15 protein-coding genes and 1 tRNA gene are annotated in these 17,687 nt (G+C 64.2%); 7 read left to right on the top strand and 9 right to left on the bottom strand.

From position 1 onward, the window contains the following. The first annotated feature begins 132 nt into the window (after positions 1-132). A tRNA-Leu gene (locus tag LFL96_RS12730) sits at positions 133-217 on the top strand. 134 nt (positions 218-351) lie between these two features. Here LFL96_RS12730 and LFL96_RS12725 read toward each other — a convergent pair. The 3 genes from LFL96_RS12725 to LFL96_RS12715 all read right to left on the bottom strand — a co-directional run bounded on the left by LFL96_RS12725 (position 352) and on the right by LFL96_RS12715 (position 3,338). Then, complete coding sequence (locus LFL96_RS12725; RefSeq protein WP_280995595.1) at positions 352-1,536, bottom strand: FUSC family protein; 1,185 nt, start codon at positions 1,534-1,536, stop codon at positions 352-354. 172 nt (positions 1,537-1,708) lie between these two features. Further along, positions 1,709-3,022, bottom strand: a complete 1,314-nt coding sequence (locus LFL96_RS12720) for a type II toxin-antitoxin system HipA family toxin (RefSeq protein ID WP_280995594.1) — start codon at positions 3,020-3,022, stop codon at positions 1,709-1,711. Further along, the gene (locus LFL96_RS12715; protein ID WP_280995593.1) at positions 3,015-3,338 is read right to left on the bottom strand and encodes a helix-turn-helix domain-containing protein; all 324 of its coding nucleotides are present in this window, start codon (positions 3,336-3,338) and stop codon (positions 3,015-3,017) included. The genes LFL96_RS12720 and LFL96_RS12715 overlap by 8 nt, the downstream gene beginning before the upstream one ends. Positions 3,339-3,665: 327 nt before the next feature. Here LFL96_RS12715 and LFL96_RS12710 point away from each other — a divergent pair, with 327 nt between their 5' ends. Continuing rightward, on the top strand, positions 3,666-4,382 hold the full coding sequence (locus tag LFL96_RS12710; RefSeq protein ID WP_280995592.1) for a class I SAM-dependent methyltransferase: 717 nt from the start codon (positions 3,666-3,668) through the stop codon (positions 4,380-4,382). A 90-nt stretch (positions 4,383-4,472) separates the two neighbouring features. Here LFL96_RS12710 and LFL96_RS12705 read toward each other — a convergent pair whose 3' ends face one another. After that, positions 4,473-4,652, bottom strand: coding sequence for a hypothetical protein (locus tag LFL96_RS12705; protein ID WP_280995591.1), 180 nt, complete (start codon positions 4,650-4,652; stop codon positions 4,473-4,475). 471 nt (positions 4,653-5,123) lie between these two features. On the opposite strand from LFL96_RS12705, the gene LFL96_RS12700 reads away from it, so the two are divergent. Further along, on the top strand, positions 5,124-5,711 hold the full coding sequence (locus LFL96_RS12700; RefSeq protein WP_280995590.1) for a hypothetical protein: 588 nt from the start codon (positions 5,124-5,126) through the stop codon (positions 5,709-5,711). Positions 5,712-5,788: 77 nt separating this feature from the next. Here LFL96_RS12700 and LFL96_RS12695 read toward each other — a convergent pair whose 3' ends face one another. From LFL96_RS12695 to hmpA, 3 genes are all read right to left on the bottom strand, one after another. Continuing rightward, entirely contained in the window at positions 5,789-6,469 is a 681-nt protein-coding gene (locus LFL96_RS12695) for an NAD(P)H-dependent oxidoreductase (protein WP_280995589.1), read from the bottom strand. Beyond that, entirely contained in the window at positions 6,466-7,035 is a 570-nt protein-coding gene (locus LFL96_RS12690; RefSeq protein WP_280995588.1) for an Rrf2 family transcriptional regulator, read from the bottom strand. Before LFL96_RS12690 ends, LFL96_RS12695 begins: the two co-directional genes overlap by 4 nt. A 189-nt stretch (positions 7,036-7,224) precedes the next feature. After that, on the bottom strand, positions 7,225-8,406 hold the full coding sequence (gene hmpA, locus LFL96_RS12685; RefSeq protein WP_280995587.1) for an NO-inducible flavohemoprotein: 1,182 nt from the start codon (positions 8,404-8,406) through the stop codon (positions 7,225-7,227). Positions 8,407-8,516: 110 nt separating this feature from the next. Between hmpA and norR the strand changes: the two genes are divergently transcribed. Next, a complete protein-coding gene (gene norR / locus LFL96_RS12680) occupies positions 8,517-10,133 on the top strand; it encodes a nitric oxide reductase transcriptional regulator NorR (protein WP_280995586.1) in 1,617 nt (538 codons plus the stop codon). 84 nt (positions 10,134-10,217) lie between these two features. On the opposite strand, the gene LFL96_RS12675 is transcribed toward norR, so the two are convergent. Beyond that, complete coding sequence (locus tag LFL96_RS12675; protein ID WP_280995585.1) at positions 10,218-11,525, bottom strand: TetR family transcriptional regulator; 1,308 nt, start codon at positions 11,523-11,525, stop codon at positions 10,218-10,220. A 432-nt stretch (positions 11,526-11,957) separates the two neighbouring features. On the opposite strand from LFL96_RS12675, the gene LFL96_RS12670 reads away from it, so the two are divergent. From LFL96_RS12670 to LFL96_RS12660, 3 genes are all read left to right on the top strand, one after another. After that, the gene (locus LFL96_RS12670) at positions 11,958-13,766 is read left to right on the top strand and encodes an alkaline phosphatase D family protein (protein WP_280995584.1); all 1,809 of its coding nucleotides are present in this window, start codon (positions 11,958-11,960) and stop codon (positions 13,764-13,766) included. Positions 13,767-14,004: 238 nt separating this feature from the next. Further along, entirely contained in the window at positions 14,005-14,640 is a 636-nt protein-coding gene (locus LFL96_RS12665) for a hypothetical protein (protein WP_280995583.1), read from the top strand. After that, positions 14,640-15,197: a M48 family metallopeptidase gene (locus LFL96_RS12660; RefSeq protein ID WP_281000724.1), complete on the top strand. Its 558-nt coding sequence runs from the start codon at positions 14,640-14,642 to the stop codon at positions 15,195-15,197. The genes LFL96_RS12665 and LFL96_RS12660 overlap by 1 nt, the downstream gene beginning before the upstream one ends. Positions 15,198-15,200: 3 nt before the next feature. Here LFL96_RS12660 and LFL96_RS12655 read toward each other — a convergent pair whose 3' ends face one another. Continuing rightward, a complete protein-coding gene (locus tag LFL96_RS12655) occupies positions 15,201-17,555 on the bottom strand; it encodes an FdhF/YdeP family oxidoreductase (protein WP_280995582.1) in 2,355 nt (784 codons plus the stop codon). Positions 17,556-17,687: the final 132 nt, after the last annotated feature.

Genomic DNA, 17,687 nt, shown 5'->3' with positions numbered 1-17,687 from the left:
TATGACTGGCGGATGACGCGCGGATGGCTTGCTAGTGGCTTGCCGGCGGGGGGCGGGCGGGGTTGCGGCGGGCTGGTTTGGTGCACCCGCGAGGCGATGGTAGAATTCGCGTCCACGCAAGACGCAACCCCGGCCGGGGTGATGAAATTGGTAAACATAGCGGACTTAAAATCCGCCGCTTCACAGCTTGCCGGTTCGAGTCCGGTCCCCGGCACCATGGGTTCCTTCCAGGTTTTCCATCTCCCGACCTTCCCATTCCGTCAGGTCGCGGCTGCTTCCCAAAGCGATTCTTCCCGCAGTTCATCGCGAGCGTGAAATACTTCGAGACGAGCTATCGGCGTCGGATTGAACTCATTGCCTCGCGTCGTGCGGTCGAGGCGCCGCAAGCAGCCTGTCCGTCGCCAGCATCACCACCGTCAGCACGACAATCCCCATCAGAATGCCCGACAGCCGCATCAGCGCGGGCGCCGGATCGGCCGACCAGCGATGGTCCTGCACGAACACCATGATGAACGCGATGGTGAATTGCCGGCCCACATAGCTCGCGCCTTCGCGGCCGGTCTGCACGTGGCAACCGGCCCATACGCCGATCGACAACGCGATCACGCATGGCACCGCTTGCCCGTGCATCAACGGCAGGAGCACGACGGCGATGACGCCGGCCAGCAGGCAACCGGCGACGCGCTGCACCATCTTCTCCCACGCCGGCTGCCGGGTTTCATGGAGCGCGAGACCCGCCGGCAGGATCGACACCGCGATTGCCGTGACCATCGCCTGCGCGAATCCGGGCAGATGCAACGCGTAGGTCAGCGACGCCAGAATCGCGATCGATAACGCGGACTGCACGCCGAGCAGCAAGCGGGTCGATCGTGCCGATTGGAGGGGCGCGGCTGGGGCGCTATCCGGCGGCATCGCGCCGGTTTCGCCGGACGCACTTTCAACCGATGTTTGCGGCCGCAACCGTTCATGCAGAAGGCGATATCCCTTCGCGCCAAAATGAAACGCACTCGCCACCACCAGGCAGGCGAGCGTGCCGACCGCGACCTCGGCGATGCGCAGCGTCGCGAACGACGTCGTCGCGCGGAAGGTCACCAGCCTGTGCGCTTCATACGTGACCATCAACGCGGTGACGCCGCCCAGAATCCACGCGTACGACGCTCTCGAACCATTGGCCCGATACACCGCGATTCCGCCGATCGCGCCCAGCACCGGCACGAACAGCCACGGACGGTCGCCGATCCACGGTCCCAGCACCACGCCCAATGCCGCGCCGGTCACCGTGCCAAGCATCCGGTGCGCGGCGCGCTGCACGGAACCCGCGAAACTGGTTTGCATGACGGCGAAGCCGCTGATCGCGGCCCACCATGTGTCCGACAGATTCAACGCGTTGGCCAGCGCAACCGCTAGCGCGACCGACAGCATCGCCTCGGCGCCGAACGTCGCGCGTGCGCGTGAGATGTTCCAGATGGTCAGTTCCCGGCCGAGTGCGGAAAACGCGGCGCGGAAGGTTTGCGTGAGCGTGTGTGCGAGTGTCATTGTCCGCTGATCGGCAAGGGGTATGAGCACCGTGCATGTCCGCCCTCAGTATGCGGTGCGCGTTCAGGTTGGATTGACTAGCGTGGAAAGATGACTGCTCCGAGGGAGTGGTCCGATTGCTGGTGGGCGAGATACGTGCGGGTAGGGCGACAAGTTTTCAGGGAAAGACCCATCAGCGCGCCGCTCGCGTACGACGCGGTCGTTCGATCCGCGACAGGTCCAGAGTGTGCTCACGGGTGTCGATCTGTTCGGCAAGCTGGAATGCCGGACGCTGCGATTCAAGATTCGCCTCGTCCATACCGACTTCGAGATATAGCTGCCGCCATGATGTCTGCACTGTAGCCGCCATCGCACGTAACGCGTCCCACGCTTCCTCGATACCGTATGAAAACAGTTCAGCGTCAACGACCAGCGACTCGGGCGTAGCCACGCGCGTGCCCGCGCGGTTCAAGGCCATCGCCTGAACGCCGCGTCGACGCGGAATCGCAACGATGTCGTACGCGGGTGATAGCGTCCAGGTTCCGGCGCGACAAAGCAGACCATGATTGCGTGGATGGTCGTCGTAGTTGCCGACGAGGGCGTTGAACGCCATGCGACGCCACAGCTCTCGCTGCTGCCCGACATATCCTTGCGTGCGATCTCCGCACCAACGCCTTAATTCGTGAGCCAGCTTGACATACGATCTATCCGGATCTTCCGGCGTCGAATCACTGCGTAGGCGAAGTACGGTGGCGGCGCTTGCAAAGAGCACTCTTTCCACGCCACCTTCGACGACGTTGCGATCGAAGCGCTTGACGAAGACAACTTCGTGCGACCCGGCGCGGTCGTACCTCACGTCGGCTACGTCGATGCCACATTGCGCGGCTAACTTCATCGCGACATATTCGCGGGAAGGAAGGAATGGTGATCCTCCGCGCTCCTGCAATTTGGCAATCCACCACGTAGAAACGTTATTCGCCGCGCAACATACGGTCAATTTCGGTTTCTCTCCACCGAGGCTCGTGGCATCGTCCACGCCGGAAAGACGCTGAACGACACGCATCGGCGAAAAGCTTTCTTCGGTGTCGGCGAGAATGTCCTTCAACTCGGCTTCAGAGGGGGGGCGGAAAGCGATTTTCCGTTCGATATGTTCAGGGCGGCAAACCTCGGCCGCGCCAACGCCATCACCCGGCGCAAGGTCCATCCTCTCCACTTCATCTAGCGTTTCCGTTTCATATCTGGCAAGCAACATGTCCAGACCGAAGCCTTCGGGGGCGGCATCACGCAGCACGCCAAATACGCCGTTCATGTTGGTCGTTGTCGATGGCTTCTGGGAGCGGCTGAACGGCAGGTTGATCGGATCGAGCGGCAACGCGCCGTCGCTCTCCTTGTAGTGCTCGGCGTAGGCGAATCGGCCTAGTCCGGGCGACCATTCGAAGGTGCCACACTCTGTCGGCGTCGTCTGGCCCGGAAGCCAAACCCAAACAGGGCGAACCTGATCAGCCATGAGAACCTCGCGTTCGTTGCGGCAAGCGGCTCAACGCCTCCTGCTGGATCACCGGGTCGAGATCGACGCGGGCCGCTTCGCGCAGCACATCCAGACCATCCAGTACCCACAACGCCATGACAACCTGGCCGAATGCGACGGATGGCAATCCTTTTTCGAGGTTGACGATCATGTTGACGCTCACTCCCATTTTCGCGGCGAGGTCGCTCTGGGTCCAGCCGCGTGCCCTGCGCGCAAGCTGAATTTTCTTGCCGATTGACGTTGCGACCTCCTCCGCTTCGAAGGGGAGCATGTCGAGATGCTGCGCTTTTTTCACTATAAACTCAAATTAATGGCCGTTAAATTTGAGTTTATAGTGATTTTCGTAAAATTCAAGAGCGACCGGCGATTGGACGCCTGCTCGACAAGCCGGATGTCTCCGATATCGACGCAGACCTCCGTAGTGCGCGGCGTCGGCGGCGAATGAGTGAATATGCGTCGCCACAATATTTCCCGCGCCCAAACGTCTAGAGATCGATGGTTCCGCCCGCGATCCGGGCGCCGTCAATGAACCAGGGTGCGTCGCGAGTGTCGCCGGCCTGCGAGCAGCAGGTCCGCATCGACGATGCGACGCCGGACATCATCGCGCTGAAAGGGCAAACCCATGTACCCGTCGAGCACTGTTCTTCTCAATCAACTTCACCAGCAGAGCACGATCGAAACCATGACGCGCGCACGCTCGCAATTCATCGGCACGACCGACGAATTCATCGTGCTCGCCGATCAATACAACGAGCTTGCGCCGCGTTTGCGCGGCAAGTTTCTGCGCGATCACGGTTTGTCCAGCGACGACGCCGAAACCTCGCAGGGCACCAGCATGTCCCTGGCGGTATCGGCGGAGATGGGGCGCTTTCTGCGCAACATCGCGCTGTCGAACCGGGCCTCGCGCATTCTCGAACTCGGCAGTTCGTACGGCGTGTCGACGCTGTATTTCGCGGATGCGCTGCGCAGTCTCGGCGGCGGCACCGTGATCGCGACCGAACTCGACGCCGCGAAGTGCGCGCGCTTGCGCGAGCACGTGCGTATCGCGGGGGTGGATGCTTACGTGGATCTGCGCGAAGGCGATGTCTTCGATACGCTCGCCCGGCTCGACGGCTCGTTCGATATCGTGTTCATCGATGCTTGGGCCGACGCGTATCTGCGTCTGTTCCGCGAGGTCGAACGCTTCCTGCGGCCGGGTTCAATCGTGCTCGCCGACAACATGTACACAGCCGAGGATGCGGTGCAGGACTACAAAGGCTACGTCGAAAACCATCCGCGCTTCACGACAACGACGCTGGATTTCGAATCGGGCGTGGAATTTACGGTCGCGTTGGGTTGAGCTTGAGCGTCGGCGGGTTCGCGGCCAGGCCCAGAAGTGAGCGCGGCGGCAATCTGCATCGCAAGACTATCGCAGTCCGTCCGAAGGGGCTTATTGCGGCGGATGCCGCCGCGCCGCATAGGCATAACGCGCGGCATAACCCGCGCCAATCACAAACGCGCCAAGCGCGGCCAGCGGCAGCGCGAGCACGAGAAACACCGTGCCCGTGCCGATGGATAGCCAGGCAAAAAAGGACAGACTTTTTCGATCGGTCAGCGCGCGTCGAATCATCGCGTGTTCGCCTGCGGGTTGATGGATATCAAGTCCCGCAACGAACGTGCCCGCTGCCGTTCGCGCGCGGCGGTGCAGCGCAGGCGCGCGTTTGAAACGAGGCAATCAGGAAGAAGGAAAGCCGGCACAACGCACTCAACCTACCCAATGCGCGGCAACGCCAGGAAGCGTCCCCAGGGTGTGCCCTGATGCGCGACATGCGCGATGAATTTGGTGAACCCGGCTGCGACAATCAGCCACATAGCGTCCTATAGCTGCGCGTTTTGGTCAATAGAGACCTGTGCTCAATTGCTCGCTGACGTAAGCAGTCCGATACTCGCCGTAACGTCCCCTCGCTCTACACGATCATGGCCCAGCCAACGACGAGAGCAGACCCCATCGACGCCGCATTGCCCCGGCTTTCGGCCGGGCACGTGGGCGGGGTCCCGGACTGCGGCCGCCACACGGCGGCGAGACTACAGGGAGCCTGACATGGCGCAGACCGATCTGGCGATTCTCGGGGGCGTGGGCATGCTCGCACTGGCCTGCCTGATAGTGTGCGGCGTGTACGTGTACTGGGGCAGCGACCGGTACCGCAACCGGCAGCGGCGTCGCGTGACGCAGCAAAGCATCCACCCGGCAATGCTCAAAAATGACAGAAAGCTTACGGGGGTCATGGCAACCATGGGCACGCAACTCAGTCATCTGTGCAAGACGTCGCTGTATCGCGCGGGTTTTACCCACGAGCACGAAGAGCGGATCGTGTTCCTGAGCGCCGACAATCGCGACGACGCCCGCGCGCGCGCCTGCGCCGCGCTGGCCGCCATTCACCGCATCGAGGCGCACGACGTGACGCTCGACAATCTCGCGTCGTATCGCGAGTTGGTCGATATCGGCGTCAGCGAGGACGAAGAGCTGCGCATCTTCGAGCTCGCGTGGAAGGGCTCGCAGGTGAGCGCGTGGGCCGAACATCCGCTGTTCCTGATGGCCGACCCGAGTCTGCTCGGCAAATGGGCGGAACTGTACGCGGACCTGGCGCGGGAAGTCGCGCTGGCCGCGATCGATCGCGCTCGGGGGTAGGGGCGTGACGTGAGTGGTCGGCACGCCGGTTAGTTACCCAACACCTGGTACCGCTAGTCGGCGCGCCATGCGCTTCCTCAGACGGTAAGCGACGCCTCGTCCGCCTGATCCGTTTCGACTGTCGACACGCCGGTCGCCCATTGCGCGGCGACCGCGTCCAGTTCGCGCTGAGCGCGTTCGAGCGCTGCCTCGCGCGACTTCTGATCCGAGAACTGCATCGGCTGTGCGTCGACGAACGTCGGGTTCGCCACGCCGATGAATCCGAACGCCGCCTTCAACGCCGGAGTCAACGCGTCCATCGACGCGAACGGCGAGCCGGGCCGCAGATCCACGCCGCGACTGGTGATGAAAAGCGTCTTCTGCCGCGTGAGCACCCCGTCGATACCGCCTTGCGCGTTGAACACGTAAGTCAGGTTGGTGCGGATGATGTTGTCGATGAACGCCTTGAACGACGACGGCATCGACCAGTTGTACATCGGCATCGCGAAGATGAACGCGTCGGCGTCGAGCAGACGGCGGCACAGCGCGTCCGATGCCGCCAATGTCGCTTTCATGGCCGGCGTGCGCTCGTTCTCGGGCGTGTACGTGGCGATGGTGAAGGCCTCGGTCACGTGCGCGGGCGTATCGACCGTCACGTCCAGATAATCGATTTCAGGCGCTACGCCCTGGCCGCGCAACTGCTCGATGAAATAGCGGCTCAACGCGCGCGAGTTGGAATGTTCGCGCTTCGCGCTCGCATCGACATGCATGATTTTCACGACTTCTCTCCTGGATGGGAATGGGGGGGATTTCGATGAGGGTGGCCGCCGTCGCCGCGCCGTGCGGACGAGCGATGCCCGAGCCACTTGACGACCTGGTGGCCGTACGCCGCCGGCGCCTTGTCCGCCGTGCGCGACGCGAGGTCGGCCAGCGAATGCGACGCGAGCGCTTCGGCCATGCGCTTTTCCGCGTCCAGCATCACCGCGTGGATCGAGCACACGCCGCGCGTGGCCCAGGACGGCGGCTTCTCGCCGAACACCGCGCAGTTCGCGCGAATCTCGCGGCAGTCGAACAGCGACTTGTTGCCGTCGATCGCATTCACGACGTCGAGCACGCTGATCTCGGCGGCAGGGCGGGCCAGCCGGAAGCCGCCCCGCACGCCCTCCGTCGCGGCGACGATGCCGGCTCGCGACAGCTTGGTGAACAGTTTGGCCACGTACTCGACCGGCACGCCCTGCAGTTCCGCGAGATCCTTCGCGCTGGCGTCGCTGACGCCGGCGGCGGGATCGCTGAGATAGAGCAGGCAATGCAGCCCGTACTCGACTCCGGTACTGATGTGCGACATGTCCTTAACTCCGACTCGTTGTATCGTAGTTAGGATGATAACCGGATTTGCCGATGCCTCGCAACACGGCTCGGCGAAACACAATGTTGCTCAGGGAGAAGGAATGCGTGCCCGGCGGCTCGCGAGCTCGATGCCGTAAAGCCGCCGGGCAATCGTCATGTGACGCGTGGATCGTGCATCCAACGCGCCTTAGTCGAGCGCTGCCGCCGGCCCGAAGAACTCGTAATGACTTTGCGATTCAGGCACGCCGAGCGCCTTCAGATGCTTCTTCACGGCCTTCATGAACGGCAGCGGCCCGAGGAAATAGGCATCGACGTCGCGGCTGCGCGGCAACCAGCGATCGAGCAGCGCCTCATCCAGATAGCCGGTGCCGTGCGCGTCGGCATCCTGCGCACGGCGTTGCTCGTAGCAGTAGAAGCGCTTGAGTTGCGGATACCGCGCGACGAGCCGGTCGACGCTGTCGCGAAACGCGTGCACGCCGCCGTGACGCGCCGAGTGGATGAAGTGCACGGGGCGGCCGGTTTCGAGCGCGGCGTGCAGCATCGGCAGCGTCGGGGTGATGCCGACGCCGCCGCTGATCAGCACGAGCGGCTTGTCGCCGGCGCGCAGCGTGAAGTCGCCGGACGGCGCGAACAGGTCGAGCGTGTCGTTTTCCTCGACGTGCGCATGCAGATGGTTCGACACCTTGCCGTCCGGTTCGCGCTTCACGCTGATCCGATACTCGCGGCCGTCGGCCGGCGCCGACAACGAATAGTTGCGCCGCGCTTCCTCGCCGTCGATCAAGAGCCGCACGCCGATGTATTGCCCCGGGTCGAACGCGAGCAATGCGCCGCCGTCGGCGGGACGCAGGTGAAACGACGTGATCTCGTCGCTCTCGCGGACCTTGCGCGCGACGCGGAACACTCGCGTGCCGCGCCAGCCGCCGGTCGCTGCGGCTTTCCGCGCGTACAGCGATTCCTCGGCGCCGGTCAGCAGATCGGCGAGTTGCTGGTAGGCGGCGGCCCACGCCGCGATCACGGTGTCGGTGGCGATCTCCGCGCCGAGCACGTCGCGGATCGATTGAAGCAGGCAGCGGCCGACGATCGGGTAATGCTCGGGCAGGATGTTCAGCGCGACGTGCTTGTGCGTGATCCGCGCGACGAGACCGCCGAGTTGATCGAGCTGGTCGATGTGCCGCGCGTACATCAGCACGCCGTTGGCGAGCGCGCGCTGCTGCGTGCCGCTTGCCTGATTGGCCTGGTTGAACAGCGGGCGCACCTCGGGGTTGCCGTTGATCAGCATGTCGTAGAAGTGCCGGGTCAGCGCTTCGCCGCGGGTTTCGAGAAGGGGCACGGTGGCTTTGACGATGGCGCGATGTTCGGGGGACAGCATGGAAATCTCCGTTGAGAGTGACTGACGGCCATGAGGTGGCCGGCGACTCTCTCTATCCATGTTTTGTGCCATGTGTAAAATCCATATAAATCAACGAATTAATTTTTGTGATGGTCGAATCGACTCTAGTCAAAGAGACTCCGAACGTAGTCGGATTGACTGCGCGGGCCTTGCTCGACGTGCTCACGCCGCTGATGCAGGATCTGCTGCGCGACCTGTCCGATCGCGAGCGCTTCCGCCGCTTGCTGAGCGGTCTGCGCACGCTCTTTCCCGGCGACGCCGCGGCATTGCTGCGGCTGGAGGGCGACACGCTGGTGCCGCTCGCCATCGACGGCTTGAGCAGCGACACGCTCGGGCGGCGCTTTCGCGTCGGCGAGCATCCGCGGTTCGCGCAGTTGCTGTCGCGGCCCGAGCCCACGCGTTTCGCGGCCGACTCCGATCTGCCCGATCCGTACGACGGATTGGTGCAGGGCGTCGCGGGTCATCTCGAAGTGCACGACTGCCTGGGCTGTCCGTTGTTCATCGGCGGGCGGCCGTGGGGGCTGCTCACGCTCGATGCGTTGGACCCGGCGCGCTTCGACAGCATCGACATGCCGTCGCTGCAGGCTTTTCTGAGCCTCGCGGCGGCGACCGTCAGCGTCGCGGAGCGCATCGACACGCTGGCGCGCACGAGCGAGGAAGAGCGGCGCCGCGCGGAGGCGTACCGGCAGGCGAGCGGGCAGAGCCGTCGCGAGATGATCGGCAGCAGCGGCGCGCACCGGCATCTGATCGAGGAGATCGAGGTGGTGGCGGGCAGCGATCTGACCGTGCTCGTGACGGGCGAAACCGGCGTCGGCAAGGAGCTGGTGGCGAACGCGATTCATGCGCTGTCGTCGCGGGCGGGCAAGCCGCTGATCAGCCTGAACTGCGCGGCGTTGCCCGACACGCTGGTCGAGAGCGAGCTGTTTGGGCATGTGCGTGGCGCGTTTTCCGGCGCGTCGTCGGACCGGCGCGGCAAGTTCGAACTGGCCGACGGCGGCACGCTGTTTCTCGACGAGGTCGGCGAGTTGCCGCTTGCGGTGCAGGCGAAACTATTGCGCGTGCTGCAGAACGGTCAGTTGCAACGAATCGGCTCGGATCAGGAGCATAAGGTCGACGTGCGCCTGATCGCCGCGACCAATCGCGATCTCGCCGACGAGGTGCGGGCGGGGCGCTTTCGCGCGGACTTCTATCATCGGTTGAGTGTTTATCCGCTGCGTGTGCCGCCGCTGCGCGAGCGCGGCCGCGATGTCCTGCTGCTGGCCGGTTTCTTTCTCGAGCAGAACCGCTCGCGCCTGGGTCTGATGAGCCTGCGTCTCGCCGCCGACGCGCAAGCCGCGCTGATGCGCTACCCGTGGCCGGGGAATGTGCGTGAACTCGAACATCTGATCGGACGTAGCGCGCTCAAGGCGTTGGCGGCGAATCGCGACCGGCGCCGCATTCTCACGCTGAACGCGGCGGATTTCTCTTTTTCGGGCGATGACGGTACGCGCGGCGAGGGTGGGCGACCGGCGGATGCCGTGTCCAGTTCCGCCGCCGCGCCCGTGGTTGTCGAACGCGATTTCCGGAGTACGGTGACGGCTTTCGAGCGAAGTGTCGTGCTCGATGCGCTGGCGCGTCACGATCAGAACTGGGCCGCGGCGGCGCGCGAGCTTGGGCTCGATCGCGCCAATCTCAACCGGCTCGCGAAGCGGCTTGGGTTGAAGTAGGCGGCGCGGCGGTTTTCATGGGCGTTGCCGCGGCGCGCGCACCGCATCGGCATCGGCGTCGGCATCGCGGCGCGTGCTGCGAGGTCAGCGCGTCGAAGCCGGGAACAACGGCGCCACCGCGTCGAAACGGCTGCGCAGACACGCTTCGAAACGCCGCTCGCTCCAGCCCGCATGCGATACCAGCGATAGCCCCAACGCCCAGATCGACAGCATATGCGCGAAGTAATCCGCGCTGCCCACCGGGAATGTCTTTGCGTCGGGTGCGTGCAGATAGTAGACGCCGCGCATCAGCCGGGTTTGCCAGGCCATGTCGGCGAACTGGTCGTCGTAAGCCGATGCGAGCAGCGCCTCCAGCGAGCCGAGCACGGCCGGCGCGCCGCCGTGCCGCGTGCCGAGCATCGCCGCCAGTACGGCCTCGAACGGGCCCATCGCGGGGCCGCGCGCGGGCATCGCGACACGCGCGAAACCGTCGTGGATGTGGCGATAGGCGGCGTGCAGCAGGATATCGATCGAGCCGAAGTGGTAGCTGACGAGCGACGCGCCGATGCCAGCCTCTTTCGCTACGGCGCGATGCGTCAGCTCCGTCACGCCACCGCGCGACATCACGGCCGCCGCCGCGTTCAGGATGTCGCGGCGTACCTGCGCCGACTTGTCCGCTTTACTCGCGGCGTTTCCGGTCTTCGCCGTCCCGTCTTCCTTCTTCCCTTTCGCCGGTTGTTGATCCATGCCTGCTTGCTGCGTCGCGCGCTGTTGCAGCAGCGCCGTGACGTTCGCGCGAAACGCATCGGGGCAGGCTGGTTTGCCATGGCCGAGCGCGGCATCGACGGCATAGCGCAGCAGTTCGTCGTTGAGCAGCGGGATCAGCGGTCGCCGCCGGCAACCGAGCGACACGATGTCGATGCCGATCGTCAGCTCGACCAGATAGCGCGCCGCGTGTCGTGGTTGCGGCGCGACGCCCTCCAGCAGCCGCGCGAAAAAACGCCGATGCGCGGCCAGCCAGCGCCGCGCGGCATGGCGCGCGTTGCGCTCGCGCGTCGCGGCCATCAGCGCGGACAATCGCGCGCGCGTGCGGTCGGCATTGGCGCCGCACGCATCGGCGACGATGCCGCGCACGATCGCATGCACGCTGGCGAAGGTTGCCGGTGCGTCTGAACGCCACGCATCGTCAAACGGGCGAAGCCGTTGCGCGTCGTCACGCAGAACCGCGTCGAGGATCTGCGACAGCAATTGTTCCTTGTCGCCGAAATGGTGCTGCACGGTCGCGACCGACACCTGGGCGGCTTCGGCGACAGAACGGAAGGTGACGGCGCCCGGACCGTGGTCGCGCAGAAGCGCATGGGCGGCATCCATGAGCAACCGGGCGGTGGAGGCGGGCTGGCCGGCCGTGCTCATGGCGCGCGGCGGCGCGCCGGGCGCGCTTCGAATGACTGGGCGTGCACGAAATTTGACTTGAACATCTGTACTATGAGTTTTGTTGTCAGGTGATAAATCACGTGAATTTGCGTGTTTTTCTTTTCATGTTCAATTTTTTAGATTGAACATGTGTAATACATCAGTAACAATTCTTTCGCACAATGCGCTTCGCCGTGTGATCGATGCCGGCGCCCGCATGACCGTCACCCGGATGCGCGCGGCGACATCGTCCACGCCGGATTCTAGTCGAACACCCCTCGACGCCGGAACGAAGGCTCGCCACCCCAGCCCTGTTTCATGAGGTGAATGGTCACGACGCGTACAGCGCGTCGTGCGTCTTAACACGCCCGTAGATCAGTACAGCCAATCAGTCAGAGCAGAATCGGTTCCCACAGGAGAATGAAGTTGAGCATGGACAGGCGGCAGTTCCTCAAGTTGAGTGGATTCATTACCGTGTCGACGATCGGCGCTTCGCTGGCGGCGTGCGGCGGCTCGGTCGGCGCGAACGTTGCGCCGGCCGGAACCTTCGGTTTCCCGCAAGGCATCGCATCGGGCGATCCGCGTGCGGACAGCGTGGTCTTGTGGACGCGCGTCACGAGCCGCACCGTCACCGGCGACATGCCGTTGCGCGTGCAACTGTCGGCCACCCAGGATTTCTCGCAGCCGCTGGTGGATCAGCCGCTGACGGCGACCGCGCAGTTCGGCAATACCGTGCGTCACAAAGTGCAGGGCTTGCAGCCGTATCAGCACTATTACTACCGTTTCATCGCGGGCAGCGACGTGAGCCCGGTCGGCCGCACGAAAACCGCGCCGCTCGCGGGCATGGCGGGCGAGCCGTCGCAGGTGCGGTTCGCGTACATCAATTGCCAGTCGTGGACGGCGAATCACTGGGAGGCGATGAACCTCGCCGCCGCCGAGGACGATCTCGACTTTATCGTCAATCTGGGCGACTACATTTACGAGCTGACGATCCCGAGCGGCCGGACCGAGGCCGCGCACGGTCCGCTGACGTTGCCCAACGGCGGCACGTTCCTGATCCCCGGCACGACCACCCAGGTGCCGTACGCGGTGACGCTGAACGACTACCGGTATCTGTATCAGACCTACCGCAGCGATCCGCGTCTGATGAATCTGCATGCGCTGTTCCCGATGATCTCGGTCTGGGACGATCACGAGTTTTCCGACGACTGCTGGCTCGATCACGAAACCTACGACGAAGCCCAGACCGCCGAGCCGCAGCGCCGCTGCGACGCGACCCAGGCGTGGTTCGAGTACATGCCGGTGGATATGGACGACGTGCAGTACGATCCGGCCGCCAGCGGCTTCCAGAACATTTCGATCTATCGCGACTTCTCGTTCGGTTCGCTGGTCGATCTGGTGATCACCGACCAGCGGCTATTCCGCGAGGCGCATCCGATTCCGCCGGCCGCGGTGCCGCCGCCGACCAATTTCCTCGCCAAGGGCTCGCGCTATCTGATGGAAAAGTCGGTGCTCGATTCGTACGACGCGCAACTCACCACGCAGAACGGCCGGCCGCCGAGCGTGCTGGGCGTGTCGCAAACCGCGTGGCTGAAGCAGAAGCTCTCCACCTCGACGGCGGCGTGGAAGATCTGGGGCAGCGAAGTGACGTTCCTGAAGATCAACGTGCCGCTGCCCGACCCGGCGAACCCCGGCTCGAACACGGAATACGTGGTGTACGGCGATTCGTGGGAAGGCTATCCGGGCAGCAAGAAGGACATCACGACCTACATCGGCGCGAACAATATCAGCAACGTCGTGTCGATTTCCGGCGACATTCACGCGTTCCTCGCGGGCGTGGTGATGGACGATCCGGACGCGCCGAACCCGCGGCCGGTGATGACGGATTTCGTGAGCGCGGGGATCAGTTCGAGCAGCTTCTACAGCTCGCTGCTGTCCTTGTTTCTGCCGGTCGCGCCGGCGTTGGCGCCGCTCGTCGTTCAGCAGCAGCCGAACGGGACCACGAAGAACATCTGGGATACGTCCGTGCAGGCCTATAACCCGGAGATCGCGCATGCGGATTGCGATTCGATCGGCTATGTCAGCGTGACGGTCACGAAGGACCAGTTCGCGGCGGTGTTCAACAAGGTCAATCCGGTGGTCACGCAGGGCGTGTTGCCGTCGCCGATCCTCAACTCGCGCACCCAGTTGACGCTCAATAGCGGCAGTTTTTCGATCGGCGTGACGCCGCTGTCGAGCTGAACGTATCGAGCTTGCTGAAGCGCATGTCCCGACGCCCCCGTCGCACCCGACGCCCGCTGCGCGGCCGACGCCGCGCAGCGGGCGTTACGCATGGCGGAGCATGGGCCAGGTTAGACTTCGCGGATGGAAAAAACATCTTCAACCGCTTCACCGAAGACGGCGGGCACGAACCTGAGCGTCGGCGCGTCGAGCGACGAGGACGTCTGGACGTTCAAAGCAGACCACCAGGAACAACGCGATGAGTAACGAAAAATCGAAGCGCGCCCGCCAGGCCGCGGAAAGCCTGTTCGGCGGCCTGCCTGCCGCAAGCAATGCCAAGGCCGCGAGCCGGCCCGCGAATCCGTTCGGCGACGATCCGTTCGCGACCTCCGACCGCTACGTGCCGGCGGACGATCAGCTCGTCGTGCTGCCCGCCGAATTCGACCTGCCGCCGGGTTACGCCGATGCCGCCGCTTTGCGCGATGCGCTTACGCACGCATGGCGGATGGACTGGATCAAGATCGGCAAGGACGAATGCGTGGTTCGCCTGCCTGTCGGCTGGATCGCGGACAAGTCGGTGGATGGCGTGCTGCGCATCGAAAGCAGCGGGGTGGTGCGTGCGGAAGGGCGGCTCGTGAAAGGCGCGACGCTGCTGGTTCTGCCGCGCTACTACCTGAAGGCGGAGTTCCACGATCAGAACGACCACTGCCGGATCGTCGTGCGGGATCGCGCGCGCAAGAACGCGGTGCTCAAGGACTCGTTCTGGGACACGCGCAGCGGCCCAAGCCACCCGCAATGGAAAGTGCTGTCCGACTGGCTCGACGCGCAATATCCCGCGCACCGCGATCCGCTGCGCTACTGGGACGATTGCGAGGACAACCTTCGGCCGGCATGATGCATCAACCGACGCCACTGAAATACCTGAGCGGCTATCCGGCGCCGCTGCTCGACAAGGTCAGGAAACTGATCGCCGACGACCAGCTCGGCGCCTGGCTGGCCGCGCGCTATCCGGATACCCACGACGTGCAGACGGACCGCGCGTTATATGCGTACTGTGCCGATCTCAAGCGCGAGCATCTGCGCAGCGCCGAACAGATCGACAAGGTCACGTACGACAGCAAGCTCGACGTGATGCGTCATGCGCTCGGTCTGCACACCAGCATCTCGCGCGTGCAGGGCGGCAAGCTGAAAGCGAAGAAGGAAATCCGCATCGCGTCGCTGTTCAAAAGCGCCGCGCCGGAGTTTCTGAAGATGATCGTCGTGCATGAACTCGCGCATCTGAAGGAAAGCGATCACAACAAGGCTTTCTATCGACTGTGCGAATTCATGCAGCCGGGTTACCACCAGATCGAATTCGATCTGCGCCTGTATCTGACGCAGCGCGATCTGGCGAAGCAGGGCGCTGCCTCTGCCGTTGCTGCTGCCTCTACCTCGGGCGTTCCCGCAAAGTAAGCATCACGCCGTCACGGCGTCGTCCGCCTCGACGACGCTGACGCGATCCGCTTCCACTTGAACCCGGGACGCCTTCAACAGCACCGGAATCGACTTCGACGTCGGCGTGCCCGCGCCGTCGGCGACCGACGAGAGCGGCACCAGCGGATTGGTCTCCGGATAGTAGGCGCCGAGACAGCCGCGCGGAATGTCGTACTCCACCAGCAGAAAACCGTCCGCGTGACGCTCGATACCGTCGGCCCAGACGCTGGTGATGTCCACGCGCTGACCGGCGGCGAAACCGAGCATCGCGATGTCGTCCTTGTGGGCGAACAGCACGCGCCGTTGTCCATAGACGCCGCGATAGCGATCGTCGAGACCGTAGATCGTGGTGTTGTACTGGTCGTGCGAACGCGTGGTCATCAAGGTCATCAGGCGCTCGCCGTGCTGCTTGCGCGCTTGATGGATCGGCGTATCCATGGCGATCGCGTGCACGAGGAATTGCGCCTTGCCGCTCGGCGTTTTCCAGATCCGGTCGCGCGATGCGACACCGAGGTGGAAGCCGCCGGGGTTCTTCAGACGCTCGTTGTAGTCCTGGAACCCGTCGATCACCTGCGCGATGCCGTCGCGGATCAGCGCGTAATCGGCCGCCTGCGCGAGCCAGTCCACCTTGTCGCTGCCGAGCGTCGCCTGCGCCATGCGCGCGACGATCGCGATTTCGGACAGCAGATTCTCCGACGCCGGTTTGTTCATCCCGTACGAGATGTGCACCATGCTCATCGAGTCCTCGACGCTCACGCCCTGCGCGACGCCGTTCTGCAGATCGATCTCGGTGCGCCCGAGGGTCGGCAGGATCAGCGCGTCGCGGCCGTGCACGAGGTGGCTGCGGTTCAGCTTGGTGGTGATGTGCACGGTCAGCGCGCACGAACGCATCGCGTCCCATGTGCGCGGCGTGTCCGGCGTCGCGATCGAGAAATTGCCGCCGAGGCCGATGAACACTTTCACCTTGCCGTCCAGCATCGCCTGAATCGTATTCACCACGTCGAGCCCGTGCTCGCGCGGCGGCTCGAAATCGTAGACCTCGCCGAGGCGGTCGAGAAACGCCTGGGTCGGCCGTTCCTCGATACCGACCGTGCGGTCGCCCTGCACGTTCGAATGGCCGCGTACCGGGCACAGGCCCGCGCCGCGCCGGCCGATATTGCCGCGCATCATCATCAGGTTCGACAGCAACTGCACCGTCGGCACCGAATTCTTGTGCTGCGTGAGGCCCATGCCCCACGTCGAAATCACCGCGCGGCCCTTCACGTAGATGTCGGCGAGCTTCAGCACGTCTTCGAACGGCACGCCGGATTCGGCGATCACCGTGTCCCAGCTTTGCGCGCGCAGATCGTCCGCGAAAGCCGCGAAGCCGACCGTATGTTCGGCGATGAAGGCGACGTCGAGCACGCGTTCGAGACCGGATGCGAGCGCTTCGTCGTCCAGTTCGATCACGCGTTTGGCGACGCCCTTGATCAGCGCGAAATCGCCGCCGACCTTCGGGCGGATGAACACGGAGCTGATCTTCGTGCTGCCCATGGTCAGCATTTCCACCGGATGCTGCGGGCTCGCGAAACGTTCGAGGCCGCGTTCCTTCAGCGGATTGATCGACACGATGGTCGCGCCGCGCTTCGCGCATTCGCGCAGTTCGCCGAGCATGCGCGGATGGTTGGTGGCCGGGTTCTGGCCGAAGATCAGCAGCGTGTCCGCATGTTCGAAATCGTCGAGCGTGACCGTGCCCTTGCCGATGCCGACCGTGCCCGGCAGGCCGCGGCTGGTCGCTTCGTGGCACATGTTCGAGCAATCGGGGAAGTTGTTGGTGCCGTACATGCGCACGAACAGCTGATACAGGAACGCGGCTTCGTTGCTCGCGCGGCCCGAGGTGTAGAAGGCGGCGTCGTCGGGATTGTCGAGCGCGTTCAGGTGGCGCGCGATCAGGTCGAAGGCTTCGTCCCAGCCGATCGGCACGTAGCGGTCGCGCAGCGCGTCGTAGACGAGCGGGTCGGTCAGGCGGCCGTGCTGTTCCAGTTCGAAGTCGGACTGCGCCATCAGCGCTTCGACCGTGTGCTCCTCGAAGAACGCGGGCGTCACGCGCTTGCTGGTCGCCTCGGCGGCCACCGCCTTCACGCCGTTCTCGCAGAATTCGAAGGTGGACGCGTGCTCGCGGTCCGGCCACGCGCAGCCGGGGCAGTCGAAGCCGTCCGGTTGATTCTGCTTGAGCAGCGTGCGGTAGTTGCCGCCCGCCACCTTTTCCTTGATGAGGTTGATGGCGACGTACTTCAGCGCGCCCCAGCCGGCGGCGGGGTGCGTATAGGGTTCGATGCGAGCTTCGGGTTTCTTCATGATGATGCCGCCGGATTGGGCGTCGACATGGCCTGGTCAGCCGATACCGGACAGCCTACTGTGTTCCAAAGATCGCGCAGCATACAGAAAAATGGAAAGGCGAGGGATACAGTTGTGGGGCTTTTGTCATAG

Source organism: Paraburkholderia sp. D15 (assembly GCF_029910215.1).
GTDB lineage: Bacteria > Pseudomonadota > Gammaproteobacteria > Burkholderiales > Burkholderiaceae > Paraburkholderia.
The sequence above is the reverse complement of the archived record's forward strand: the minus strand, read 5'-3'. Positions and strand labels throughout refer to the sequence as shown.